At 47.1% G+C, this 11,884-nt stretch carries 13 protein-coding genes; 7 read left to right on the forward strand and 6 right to left on the reverse strand.

Features of this window, described 5'->3' with window-relative positions; genetic code table 11:
• Nucleotides 1-22: 22 nt before the first annotated feature.
• Entirely contained in the window at nt 23-1,357 is a 1,335-nt protein-coding gene (gene tilS, locus BGO59_RS05885) for a tRNA lysidine(34) synthetase TilS (RefSeq protein ID WP_293682054.1), read from the forward strand.
• Nucleotides 1,358-1,521: 164 nt separating this feature from the next.
• Complete coding sequence (locus tag BGO59_RS05890) at nt 1,522-3,804, forward strand: OmpA family protein (protein WP_293682057.1); 2,283 nt, start codon at nt 1,522-1,524, stop codon at nt 3,802-3,804.
• A 70-nt stretch (nt 3,805-3,874) separates the two neighbouring features.
• Here the strand turns inward: BGO59_RS05890 and BGO59_RS05895 are convergent, their stop codons facing one another.
• Entirely contained in the window at nt 3,875-4,066 is a 192-nt protein-coding gene (locus tag BGO59_RS05895; RefSeq protein WP_293682060.1) for a hypothetical protein, read from the reverse strand.
• A 208-nt stretch (nt 4,067-4,274) separates the two neighbouring features.
• Nucleotides 4,275-4,790, reverse strand: coding sequence for a DinB family protein (locus BGO59_RS05900; RefSeq protein WP_293682063.1), 516 nt, complete (start codon nt 4,788-4,790; stop codon nt 4,275-4,277).
• A 125-nt stretch (nt 4,791-4,915) separates the two neighbouring features.
• Here BGO59_RS05900 and BGO59_RS05905 point away from each other — a divergent pair, with 125 nt between their 5' ends.
• Nucleotides 4,916-5,746 carry a hypothetical protein gene (locus BGO59_RS05905; protein ID WP_293682066.1) on the forward strand — a complete coding sequence of 277 codons (831 nt, stop codon included), beginning with the start codon at nt 4,916-4,918 and terminating at the stop codon, nt 5,744-5,746.
• Nucleotides 5,747-5,756: 10 nt separating this feature from the next.
• Here the strand turns inward: BGO59_RS05905 and BGO59_RS05910 are convergent, their stop codons facing one another.
• From BGO59_RS05910 to BGO59_RS05925, 4 genes are all read right to left on the reverse strand, one after another.
• Complete coding sequence (locus tag BGO59_RS05910; protein ID WP_293682069.1) at nt 5,757-6,545, reverse strand: glucose 1-dehydrogenase; 789 nt, start codon at nt 6,543-6,545, stop codon at nt 5,757-5,759.
• Between the two features lie 103 nt (nt 6,546-6,648).
• The gene (locus tag BGO59_RS05915; RefSeq protein WP_293682072.1) at nt 6,649-7,845 is read right to left on the reverse strand and encodes a hypothetical protein; all 1,197 of its coding nucleotides are present in this window, start codon (nt 7,843-7,845) and stop codon (nt 6,649-6,651) included.
• A 72-nt stretch (nt 7,846-7,917) separates the two neighbouring features.
• Nucleotides 7,918-8,754: a homoserine O-succinyltransferase gene (locus tag BGO59_RS05920; protein WP_293682075.1), complete on the reverse strand. Its 837-nt coding sequence runs from the start codon at nt 8,752-8,754 to the stop codon at nt 7,918-7,920.
• A 50-nt stretch (nt 8,755-8,804) separates the two neighbouring features.
• Nucleotides 8,805-9,905: a carboxylate-amine ligase gene (locus BGO59_RS05925; protein WP_293682078.1), complete on the reverse strand. Its 1,101-nt coding sequence runs from the start codon at nt 9,903-9,905 to the stop codon at nt 8,805-8,807.
• Nucleotides 9,906-10,097: 192 nt separating this feature from the next.
• Between BGO59_RS05925 and BGO59_RS05930 the strand changes: the two genes are divergently transcribed.
• The 4 genes from BGO59_RS05930 (at nt 10,098) to BGO59_RS05945 (ending at nt 11,880) form a co-directional block, all read left to right on the forward strand.
• A complete protein-coding gene (locus BGO59_RS05930; RefSeq protein WP_293682081.1) occupies nt 10,098-10,463 on the forward strand; it encodes a hypothetical protein in 366 nt (121 codons plus the stop codon).
• A gap of 253 nt (nt 10,464-10,716) precedes the next feature.
• On the forward strand, nt 10,717-10,974 hold the full coding sequence (locus tag BGO59_RS05935; protein ID WP_293682084.1) for a hypothetical protein: 258 nt from the start codon (nt 10,717-10,719) through the stop codon (nt 10,972-10,974).
• A gap of 20 nt (nt 10,975-10,994) precedes the next feature.
• Complete coding sequence (locus tag BGO59_RS05940) at nt 10,995-11,546, forward strand: sigma-70 family RNA polymerase sigma factor (RefSeq protein WP_293682087.1); 552 nt, start codon at nt 10,995-10,997, stop codon at nt 11,544-11,546.
• A gap of 4 nt (nt 11,547-11,550) precedes the next feature.
• Nucleotides 11,551-11,880 carry a hypothetical protein gene (locus BGO59_RS05945; RefSeq protein ID WP_293682090.1) on the forward strand — a complete coding sequence of 110 codons (330 nt, stop codon included), beginning with the start codon at nt 11,551-11,553 and terminating at the stop codon, nt 11,878-11,880.
• Nucleotides 11,881-11,884: the final 4 nt, after the last annotated feature.

An 11,884-nucleotide genomic window follows, 5' to 3' on the forward strand; every position in this document is an offset into this window, starting at 1 on the left:
TACGGCATTAGGCCGACACCGGATGTTGGAACAGGACTTTTTAGCATTTATTAACGACAACCGCCTGTTTGCCCCGACCGACCGGGTGCTGCTGGCTGTAAGCGGTGGGCTTGATTCAATGGTGATGACCGAACTGTTCCATCGCATTCGTCAGCCATTTGCCATTGCCCACGTTAACTTTGGTTTACGGGCCAATGAATCCGATGCCGATGCGCTTTTTGTGAAAAACAAGGCTGAACAGTATGGGGTTCCGTTTCATCTTACCACATTCAAGACAGCTGCGTTTGCCGCCGAAAAAGGGATTTCGATTCAGATGGCAGCCCGGGAACTTCGCTACAATTGGTTTGCGGAATTGCTTCAGCAGTTCTCCTACGCCTGTGTGGCAACAGCACACCATCAAAACGATGTTCTTGAGACCCTGTTGCTCAATTTAACGCGTGGTACAGGTCTGGCTGGTTTGCATGGTATTGCCAGTCGTCAGAATGATGTAGTGCGCCCACTCCTGTTTACTACCCGTGATCGACTGGCTACGTATTTGGCGGAACAAAATCTTATGTATCGGGAAGATAGCTCAAATCCTGAGGATAAGTATGCTCGGAACCGGATTCGCCATCATGTGGTACCGGTATTAGCAGGAATAAACCCCGCCTTGTGGCAAACAGTACCCCGCACGGTTGAACGACTCCGGGCAGCTGAGCAGTTGATGAAAGCCGAACTAAACCGTTCCTGGCAGGAGATAGCCGAACTACAGGGCGAAGCGATCCTGCTCCCTACGAACAAATTGAACAACGTATCCGAGCTGTCCTTTCGGTTGACCGAGTGGCTTAAACGGTTTGGCTTTACAGAAACTCAGGTGGAGCAAATGATAGAAGCACTTGATCAGGAAGTCGGACAGGTATTTCTGTCGGGTACACACCGGGTAGTGCATGAGCGGGCTGGGTTATTACTTGAACCGTTGCCTGATCACTATGATTATGAAATAACATTGTCAGAAGTGCCTGCTGAACCGATTCTGCTTCCTGATGGTAAAACGCTTAGGATGGTACTCGATGAAAGACCAGTTGATTATCGACCCTCTTCAGTTCCAACTATTGCCTGCCTGGATGCCGATAAAATCAACTTTCCTCTTACGATTCGTTCGTGGCGATTGGGCGATCGGTTCCGACCGTTGGGCCTCCAAGGGAGTAAACTAGTAAGTGACTTTCTGAATGATCTTAAAGTGACCCGTGCGGAACGAGAGCAGGTTTTGGTGATGCTGACTGACGGACAGATTGCCTGGGTAATTGGCCGCCGAATCGACCATCGGTTTCGAATTGTGCCCGAAACGAAGAAAACGTTACAGTTAGTTATTGCTTAGTAAACGATTTGGTAAGTCGTGTTAGTTATATTAAATTGTATTTTTTTGGTGTTCGGTGAAAAGTTGGCCTGTTTTGCGCTAGCTTTTAATGAGTTGATAAAAAGTTGGCATCTTATTTGATAGCTTTCGGGCGAGCCCAAAGTTTCTATTAATGTACTAACACCATGAACCGAATTGTACAGGTCCTAATCATTGCAGGACTGGCCTTCTGGAGCCTGACTGCTCAGGCACAAAGTGCGCGGCTACGAGCGGCTAATAAGCAGTTCGACAATCTTAGTTATGTCAGCGCAGTGCGGGCGTACGAGGAGTTTCTGCGGGCCGACCGAAAGAAAGACCCCGCCGAGACTCGTGAAGCCCTGATTAAGTTAGGCTATAGCTACCGAAAACTACAGGATACCCGTAATGCTGAGCGGGTTTATGGAGAGCTGGTAAAAGACTACACTGATCTCGATAGTGAAGTGTACCTCTACTATGCACAGGCGCTGGCGGCCAACGGCAAGTATCGGGATTCCCAGAAAATGTATAGCCAATATGGCGAAAAACAGTCTCAGGACCTCCGAGGGCGTCGTTTTACGGTTTCATACATGGATATGAGCCGCTTTTATCAGGACTCGTCATCATACCGGATGTATAGTCTTCCAATCAATTCCCGACAGGCTGATTTTAGCCCGATGTACTACAAAAACGGGCTGGTTTTCGTATCGGCGCGGGATGAGTCAGGCGTGTTGAAACGAGTCTTTAACTGGAATCAGACACCTTTTCTGGACCTTTATTTTCACCCGGATACCAACCAGCTTCGTGTGCCGGGAGCCGATTTGATGCGACCCGGTAACTCGGCTGTGCTGGGCGGAGGTAGCGATGCAAAACCCGGTGCTGCAGATCCGGCTGTTGAACAAACGAAGTTGAGTAAAACGGAAATTTTCAGCCGTACTATTAATACGAAGTACCACGAAGGTCCAATGACATTTACCAAAGATCAGAACTTTATTGTCTTTACCCGGAACAACACAAGCAAGGGAAAAGCTGGAAAAAGTTCGGACGGTGTACGGAAATTGAAATTGTACTCTTCCGTGAACCGAAATGGTAAATGGGTCGAGATTCAGGAGTTGCCATTCAACAGTAATGAATACTCTGTAGGTCACCCGGCCTTCTCCCCCGACAACACTAAAATGTACTTTGCCTCGGATATGCCGGGTGGATACGGTGGTACCGATATTTATGTCGTTGAGTTTAATAACGGCCAATGGGGTACGCCCGTAAATATGGGTAAGGAGATCAATACTGAGGGAAATGAAATGTTCCCCTTTGTTGCCGAAGGCGATAACCTGTACTTCTCGTCGGATGGTCATGAAGGGCTGGGCGGGCTGGACGTATTTGTCGCTGAGCTTAAGGATGGAATTGCCTATAAAGGCGTACAGAACGTAGGGGCACCGATCAATTCGGAAAAAGATGATTTTGGGTTTATTACGGATAAGAATCGTACGTCGGGCTATGTAAGCAGCAACCGGAAAAAGGGCGTGAGCGACGATGATATTTATTCGTTCCGGCGTACCTGTAAACAGCTTAACATTCTGGTGTACGATGCTAAAACGAATACACCCCTCGAAAATGCGGATGTTCGGATTATGCGAAATGGAGTGAACCAGGACCTCCGTATAACTGATGTGCAGGGTCGAACAGATTTATGCGTTGATACCAATACTGAATACGAATTCAAAGCGATTAAAGAAGGGTATGCTATGAACAGTGTTCGGTTCTCAACCCTGACTCAGTCGCCCAAACCCGTCATGAACGTATCGATTTATCTTGAACGGTCAGAGAATACGCTGGTGAAAGGGGTCATTAAAACGGAAGTGGATCAGCAGCCTGCTAAAGGGGTTCGGGTGACGCTTCGGAATGAGAAGGATAAAACCGAACAGACGGTAATGACTGGCCCGGATGGGGGGTACGAATTCGATGTGAAACCGAATGCACCGTACACCATTACTGCACAGAAAGATCGTTATGCAACCAAAAAAGCGCAATACGGTAAAGCCAAACGTAAAACTAAGGTGGTTACCGATTCGCTGGGACTATATGGAGTAGGGGATGTATTCCAGCTCAAAAACATCTACTACGATCTGAACAAGTTCTTTATCCGGGCCGACGCTGCCCACGAACTTGACCATGTGCTGGCTATCCTGAAAGAATATCCACAAATGCAGATTGAACTTCGGTCGCATACAGATGCCCGGGCTACAGATGCTTATAACCTGCGTTTGTCCGAAAACCGTGCCCGGGCTGCTATGGACTATCTGGTATCAAGGGGAGTTTCGGCGAATCGGCTTGTCGCTCGTGGGTATGGAGAGTCGGAGATTCTCAATGGTTGCGTCGATGGAGTAAACTGTAATGAAAGCGAGCACCAGCAAAATCGACGCACTGAATTTAAAATTTTATCCGTCCAATAGTTTTTTAAGGATGGCCTGAAAACAAAAAAGCAGCCTACGTTAAGTGGGCTGCTTTTTTGTTTATGATAAGCTATTCCGTGCTTTGCTTTACATGTTTTTTATGAACCGACTTAGTCATTGTTTTTGACTTGACCGGAGTGGTTTTCTTTACGGTTGTCGTCGTTGTGGTTTTGGTAACGGGTTTATCCTGTGAAGGAGTGGCAAAAGCCGTATTAGCGCAAAGAGCAGCTACCACGCAGGCAGCCCAAACGGACGTTTTCATAAGTTTAAGAATGGTTTTAGTGAACAGACCCACCTTCTGATGAGCTTTTCTGCTGAAAAATCGGTCGCTCGGATGAAACGCCGATAAAGAGTAACTTAAAAACCGCTTAAACTGTTAAGCAATCTGGATGATTCATGTAGATGGAACTGCAAGGAAGTTATGGACTCAATATGTTCACGTTTCTCAGCGCCTGTTGCGTCTTATCGGTTCAATGCATTATAATTCGCACAGTGACAGATAGTTGTCCAATATGCCGCATCGTATGTTCGGCAGCATGGGTTAACAGACCAATCACGGTAGAAGGCAATTGCGCCCGCCCAACACCCCGAATTTCGGTTAGCGTTTCTTCCTTTGTGTCTCGAAGCTGAGTAAGTGCCTTATCAACCTGCACATCAAACTGTTGCACTAACTCCTGAACAGTTGGTATCGGGGCTGTTGGCTTCCCTTCGGCGGCTAAGGCGGCTAACTGCTCAGACGAAAGGGCTTCGGTACGGGCATAGGTAAGGAGTCGATCCAGTACACCCGTCAGGTGTTGTAAGTGAAAGCCGACAGAGGCAACATTCGCAGGGCGTTCCCAAAGCAAATTGTCTGGGAAATCCTGCATAAGAATGTGAAGTTCCTCCTGTGCCTGCATCAGCGCATGAGCAATCGGCTGAAGCAAGGGAGGCATATCGGCAAGTGGCCCACGTAGCCACACTTCACGCGTTTCAATAGGTGGTTGCATTGTTTTGCCTTTTTAACGTATGTTCGTTAGTAGATTTATAATGGCTGAAATTTTTAGTAATCGTCAAAGGCTCGTTCCAGGGCTAATATCTGCACTAACTTAGTCAAACTGTTATAAGTGCGTTTATGAAAACATGTATTGTACGTTGGCTTCCTGTTTTAGTAAGTTTGATCCTTCTCATTTCCTGCAAAGATGATTTACCAACAGGAGCCCAGTTTCGAATAAAAAAAGTTACTATGCAAGGTGACCAACAATACTTAACAGACACGTATTATTATTCTGGTAACGGTCGATTGAGCAGTATGGATAAGGCCTATAGTGATCGACGAAAGACCAGTAACTATGACCTGTATTATAAAACTGTTTTTCGATATGATGCCAGGGGTAGACTAATCCTCATGGAAAAGCAGCCTGATGGAACTGGCCATGGGACTATATATCCCGGCAGTTATACATATCAATATGACGCCAATGGCAATATTTCACTTATAAAATATAGGATAGATTCTCCAGATGCCAATGATAATAGGCTAGCTAAAGAAACCATTTCGTATCAATATGGAAGTAATAGGCAGCCAATCAGAGTAACCGATTTTAATGATGTATTTGGTGATGGGTTTATTTATGAATATAGCTATAAAGACGGGAATGTAGCGGCTATAAAAAAGACAAAAGTTACATATTCAGGAGAGACGGAGCTAGTTTCTACCCGTACATATCAATTTGATGATAAACCTAATCCTTTTTATGGATTGTTTACTGGTCTGCCCGATCCTGATACGTTTAATGGGTATACCTTTAAGCAGAATAGCTTTTATCAGAGTAATACGTTCAATAGAAACAATATAATATTTGCCCAATATGATTACGAATATGATTCATATGGGAGGCTAACAAAGATAATTACACCTGGACCTGGAAAAGTTATAACTGCCTTCGAATACGAGATGTATTAGAGGAGCGTTCTTAAATCACCGTGCCGCCATCGGCGTAAAACAAGCTGCCCGTACTGTAAGACGACGCATCTGAGGCTAAAAATAGCGCCAATGGGCTGATTTCGTCGGGGTTACCCATGCGGGCAATAGGCAGGCGTTTGGTGAAATGGTCGAGTATTTTCTCGTTTTGCCAAAGCGCCTGGCTGAATTTGGTTTTTATCAGACCGGGACAAATAGCATTGACCCGAATGCCATCTGTTCCCCATTCTTTGGCCAGTACTTTGGTAAGCATATTCAGCGATGCTTTGCTGACGCTGTAGATACCCAGGCCAGGGTCGGGGGTATGTCCGGCAATGCTGCTGATCATGATTACACTGCCCCCCCCTCGTTCTTTCATGCTTGGGTAACAAAGCTTACTCAGTTCAAATGGGGCCTTTACATTCGCCTGCATAATTTTATCGAAAGCACCACCGTCGCATTCCAGAGCAGGACCAAAAACAGGGTTAGAGGCCGCGTTATTTACCAGAATATCAATGCCGCCGTAGGTGGCAATGGTTTTTTCGACCAATTGCCTGAGCTGGTCAGAATCGCCTACGTGTGCAGCAATGCCCGTTGCTTCGCCACCCTGTGCCCGAATGTCGGCTGCGAGTGCATCGCAGGCATCCTGCTTGCGACTACTAACGACGACTTTGGCTCCAAAGCGGGCAAATACGCGGGCTATGTCTTCGCCAATGCCTTTGCTGGCTCCGGTAATGATGGCTACTTTATCGGTAAGATCGAATAATGCTTTTTCCGTAAGAGAAACTGGTTGAGGGTCCATAGAAAATTATCGTTAAACGAGAAGACACAATGAATTCGCAAAGAACGCAAAACCTTAGTGGTCTCTGCGAATCTGTTGCGCCTTTGCGTTTAAAAACTAAACCTTATTTCTCAAAGAAACAGACAGAGCCACCAACCCAATCTTTGTTTTTATTGAAGTTGACCCCAATCATTTCGCCCCGGCTCAGACGGCTGAGATTGGTGATGAGGGTGGGTTTCGGATCGGCTTTGGGCCAGATAAACAGCATACGAATTTCGCACTTGACCAGCCCATCTGGCGACTGAATGACGGGTTCGTATTTTACCTTGCGCTGGAGCAGGTACCCGTCGCGCTGATCGGTGGGAATCGCATCCAGGTCGGCCTGGGTTATGTGCAGTTTGACGCCACTGCCCGCAAATGAGAACAGGGGTTTCAGCACGTAATTTTCCAGATCAGTGGGATAATCGGTCAGGTCGGAAAGGTAATAACTCGTTGGAATGTAAGGGCTTTTCAACAGCGGCAGGGTGTATTTGCTGATTCGGAAAAACCAGTTTGGATGCCCGACCCATTCCACATCCACATCGTCGGTGAGGTGAAAGTCTGTTTCAAGATCTGGGAAATTCTGTAAATCATCGAAAATGAGTCGGTTATAAATCCGTTTGATTTGAATCTGACGACCGTCTTTTTCGTAGTATAACGACCGACCTTCCTTCCGGATTTTCGTCAGACAAACTGGCCCAACACCCGTGTGTTTCTCGGTCAGTACAAAGTCGATCCGCGTTTTTTGCTTTTCCGGGTAGATTTCCAGCAGAATCACTTCCTCTGGGTTGTAATCCCCGACCAGCAACTGACGGAGACGTTCCAGATACTCGGCGTTGGTGTTAACCGTGAACAGATGCGAGAGGCTTTCGGGGATCGGGTAGAAGCTGCGAAACAGACTGGCTAGGTATGGCTGGAAGCCGTACAGTGACGGAAAGCCCTGTAATTCAATAAGCTGTGGGGTTAATTCACCCTGCTCGTCGTGGCAGACGGCAAAATCGACGGCCAGAAACTGCGTATGCTCATCTTCGTTTGGTACAAGCTGCCCCGCTGGAATGGCTTTCTCGGTCAATGCTTTGAAATCATCGCGGGTAATTACCCCAATAATATCGCTGCAGGCTTGCAAAAGTTTGTCTGTTAATACTTTTGGGACGAAAACGGGCGTTTCGGCAACGCGAAAATCGAGCTGGCCAGGCAGATCGGTATCTATTTTCGCTAAAAAAGCCCGGTATTGCTCCGGGCTAAAGGCTTGGTTGTAGGTTTGGCGAACAGACTGAATCATAAGGGTAGTATGACAGGCTCTCCAGGATGGATTTACGATAAATCAAATCCATCCTGGAGAGCCTGTCTAAAGTTAATTTTGTTCGAGAAACAGATCAGTTGCAGTTAACTCTTCGATCGCCTGCCGCAAGAAGCCAGGCAGAATAATAGACTCTGTCAGAGCGATTTTGTCCGGGTCCTGTAAGTATGATACCATCGCATCGTATTTCTCCTGGCCAAAATTCAGGACAATATGATTCCGTTTTTCGTCTTGTAGAAAATACCGCAACATACCCTCGTTGTCGGCCTCTGGGTGGAACTGAGTCCCAATAATTTCGGGCGAGAACCGGATCGCCATAACTGCCCGCTCGAGTAGCACATGAGGACGGATTTTTTCAAGACATAAAATGCTGGCACCCATTTCGTCCAGCCGTTCCATATTGGGTTCTGTAATCTGAAAATCGCGTGAGTCGACGGCAAAGAACGGATCGGGTAGTCCTTCCAGCAGGGTTTCGTCTATACCTTCTTCCGTTTTATGCACCGGAAAAATGCCGAAGGAGGTAGACTTCCGTCGGCTTAATAAGCCCAGGTCAAGGTGCCGGACAACCAATTGAAATGAGTGGCAGATCAGGAAAACATATTTCTTTCGATCGTTATGCTTATTCCAGTCGATAATCTGGTCGATGAGTTCAAAATAGTGGGCCTCCCAATGATCTGGCGAAGCCAGAGGACTTCCCGGACCACCCGACGAAATATAAATGTCGTACTCCAGATCAGGGACTTCATCTTTTGACCGAACATCGAAAATATCGAGGGCAAGCTCTATTGGCTCGCTCCCCTGGATATTTCGAATCGCGTGCAGAATACAGCGCATGCCTTCATTGGCATGGCTATTATTCATATCCAGAACGGCTATTTTTATCAAGTTCATAGGTGGTTGTATTGCAGTTAGTTAGTTGACGACGGTGGTTCAGAGAATAACTATAGGACGCCGTAAGAAGTTTCCTCGACAATATAATCAACGACGCTTTTCAGGCTGTTGGTCTGTTGGAAAGCAGCTAGTTGACGATCAGCTCCGGTACCCATTTCCAGGATCTTCAGCACATATTCACACTCGGCGCGACTACCCAGCTCATCCACTACATCATCAATAAAATTAAGCAATTCATGAATAAGCTGATGAGTTGGCACTTCTTCCTGTTTACCAAAATCGATTAGTTTTCCTTCGATACCGTATCGGGCCGCCCGCCATTTGTTTTCGTTGATCAGAATGCGTCGATACGGACGGAAATTCAGATTTTGCTTGTGAAGCTTATAGATTTTGGCAACGAGTGCCTGCATAATGGCAGCCAGACAAATGGTTTCATCGACTCGCATCGGTACATCGCAGATCCGGAATTCGATGGTGTTAAAAAAGGGGTGTAACCGAATGTCCCACCAGATTTTCTTCCCATTGTCGATACAGCCCGTTTTCACCAGTAGATTGATGTACTCGTCGTATTCGGCAGCCGACGAAAAGAAATCGGGGATACCCGTGCGCGGAAACTTGTCGAACACCTTCGATCGATACGATTTGAACCCTGTATTGCGCCCTCGCCAGAAGGGTGAATTGGTCGATAAAGCGTAGATATGCGGCAGGAAATACCGTACTGCGTTCATAATCTGGATTCCTTCGTTCCGGCTTTCGATGCCGACATGAACGTGTAGCCCAAAAATCAGGTTGGAACGAGCTACATCCCGCATTTCTTCAATCAGTCGGTCGTAGCGTTCATTGGGCGTAATAAGCTGTTCCTGCCAGTCGGAGAATGGGTGCGTACCAGCAGCCGCAATCTTGAGGTTTTGCTTCTCGGCCAGTTCGATAATCATCTTCCGGAGGTATGTCACCTCCTGGCGGGCATCCTGAATATTGTTGCAGATATTCGTTCCGACTTCAACAACGGCCTGGTGCATTTCTGCTTTTACTCGTTCCTGAAGGACAATCTGACCACCGTCAACAATCTTCGACATGTGCGAGCGTAACTCGCCGGTGCTGGGGTCAATGGTTTGAAACTCTTCTTCGATACCGAGGGTGAATACGGGCATTGACAATAGGAGGTTAAATCGTGTCGGGCTGATTTGAACTAGCCATTACTAGCGGGTAAGATACATATTTTTTGTAAACCGGAAGTTAAAGGGATGGTTTTACCACTAAACACACAATATAATTGGGGCTGGTGCTAAATGCTCAGTATAAAGTCAAATGAGCCACTGTTTACTTCGTTATACATTTATTGAATGAAAAATATAATTGCTACGATTCCTAAAAGTCGGTTTCCAACATGGGAAAAAGCCCGAGCTGTCGTTGAACGATGTGATGGCGAAACGATCTGGCCAGGAGAAGAAACGCCACGATGGTGGACAGTCCGAATGCCGCGTTTGCCGAAAGAAAATTTGATCGGATCGCTTTGCTATATGGTATACGACGATCAGGTAAGGGGCTACTTTGATATTGTCGACGCTGATGAGGCCGCCAACTGGACCTGGTATAGTCAGCGAAACCAGAAAGGGAAGGTACTGATCTGTGCCAACTGGCATCCTGTTTATAAAGGCCCTGCCATGAGTGGATTTCAGGGCTGGCGATATACCGCACTACGTCCCTGAATCGCCCACAGAACGACGAACCGTTTAGCCAGTGAAAACGCCCCTGGGGTATTCATGAACCATTGATGCTATTCTGTATAACTAGCCGTGTACACTAGTAGAAGGCCTCTCCAACAGGTACAGGGATTGTTCGGGCTCCGCGTTTTTGCGTATTTTCCCTGCTCGATTCGGGGGCATGAAGAGGTTTCTGGATTTTTTGTAAACTTGGCTCCCTAAACCTGGTTTTGCTTACGGAAATAGTAGAAAAAACTGTATGAAAACACAACGTGAACGAAGTCTGATTACTAAATACTGGTTGCTGGGTGGCGGTGGTGCTATGCTACTGGGCAGTGGGTTAGCCGTATTACTGGAAGGGGCAAAGCTCAGGGAGCAGAAAGCGAAGCCCTGGTTCTGGATCAGTACGGGTGGTTACGCGCTCATTATGTCGGGACTAAGTTTAATCGGGGACGCAAATCGATTTCGGACCCTGGCCGATGTGTTGAAGGAACTAAAAGACCGCACGGATACGTAACTCGTTGTATACGTTGACCCATGCCTGAAAAACCGAAGCGCACCATTATCGGTACCGTCAGAGAGTACGGAAACCGTCTGTCGCGGTTTATCCGGGGGCAGGTGCGTTCGGACGAAGATGCCGAAGATATTTTGCAGGATGTTTGGTTTCAGTTGAGTAAAGTTGTTGATCTGGACGCAATTGAAAGTATTAGCGGCTGGCTCTATCAGGTAGCGCGCAATCGCATAACCGACGCTTATCGGAAGAAAAAGGAAGATCCATTGTCGGAATTGATGATTGAAGACGACGAAGGAGACGTTAGCCTCCGGGAAATCCTGCTTTCGGACCCTCGAACGCCCGAAGACCAGTTTTTTAAGGATATTTTCTGGGATGAACTGATGCGGGCACTGGACGAACTACCCGAGAACCAGCGCACCGTATTTGTTCAGAATGAACTGGAAGACCGAACCTTACAGGAAATAGCCGATGAAACCGGCGAAAACCTGAAAACGATTATTTCAAGAAAGCGTTATGCCGTTCAGCACTTGCGGAAGCGGCTTCAATCTCTTTACGACGAACTCGATAACCTCTAAGACGATGAGACCCCGCTACGGACGAAGACGGTTTGGCTTTTTTCCTTTATTTTTCCTGGTAGCCCTACTCGGGATAACGTACGTTGTTTACTGGCTCTGGAACCAGGTACTGGTAGCTGTTGCGCCAGTAAAGGCCGTTTCCTATTGGCAGGCATTGGGGTTATTGGTCCTGTTTCGGATTCTGTTCGGCGGTTTCCGGTTCAATCCATCGGGTGGAGGACCACCTTATGGACCCCGGCACCAATGGCGTGAAAAATGGCGGCAGATGTCTGATGATGAACGTTCTCAATTTAAAACAGAGTGGCGACGGCGTTGGGGAAAAGATCGGTCATGAGCAA

Origin of the sequence: Spirosoma sp. 48-14 (assembly GCF_001898575.1) — a bacterium.
GTDB lineage: Bacteria > Bacteroidota > Bacteroidia > Cytophagales > Spirosomataceae > Spirosoma.

Coding starts and splice junctions, on each gene's coding strand:
- tilS (WP_293682054.1), top strand. CDS start 23: ATGTTGGAACAGGACTTTTTAGCATTTATTAACGACAACCGCCTGTTT.
- BGO59_RS05890 (WP_293682057.1), top strand. CDS start 1,522: ATGAACCGAATTGTACAGGTCCTAATCATTGCAGGACTGGCCTTCTGG.
- BGO59_RS05895 (WP_293682060.1), bottom strand. CDS start 4,066: ATGAAAACGTCCGTTTGGGCTGCCTGCGTGGTAGCTGCTCTTTGCGCT.
- BGO59_RS05900 (WP_293682063.1), bottom strand. CDS start 4,790: ATGCAACCACCTATTGAAACGCGTGAAGTGTGGCTACGTGGGCCACTT.
- BGO59_RS05905 (WP_293682066.1), top strand. CDS start 4,916: ATGAAAACATGTATTGTACGTTGGCTTCCTGTTTTAGTAAGTTTGATC.
- BGO59_RS05910 (WP_293682069.1), bottom strand. CDS start 6,545: ATGGACCCTCAACCAGTTTCTCTTACGGAAAAAGCATTATTCGATCTT.
- BGO59_RS05915 (WP_293682072.1), bottom strand. CDS start 7,845: ATGATTCAGTCTGTTCGCCAAACCTACAACCAAGCCTTTAGCCCGGAG.
- BGO59_RS05920 (WP_293682075.1), bottom strand. CDS start 8,754: ATGAACTTGATAAAAATAGCCGTTCTGGATATGAATAATAGCCATGCC.
- BGO59_RS05925 (WP_293682078.1), bottom strand. CDS start 9,905: ATGCCCGTATTCACCCTCGGTATCGAAGAAGAGTTTCAAACCATTGAC.
- BGO59_RS05930 (WP_293682081.1), top strand. CDS start 10,098: ATGAAAAATATAATTGCTACGATTCCTAAAAGTCGGTTTCCAACATGG.
- BGO59_RS05935 (WP_293682084.1), top strand. CDS start 10,717: ATGAAAACACAACGTGAACGAAGTCTGATTACTAAATACTGGTTGCTG.
- BGO59_RS05940 (WP_293682087.1), top strand. CDS start 10,995: ATGCCTGAAAAACCGAAGCGCACCATTATCGGTACCGTCAGAGAGTAC.
- BGO59_RS05945 (WP_293682090.1), top strand. CDS start 11,551: ATGAGACCCCGCTACGGACGAAGACGGTTTGGCTTTTTTCCTTTATTT.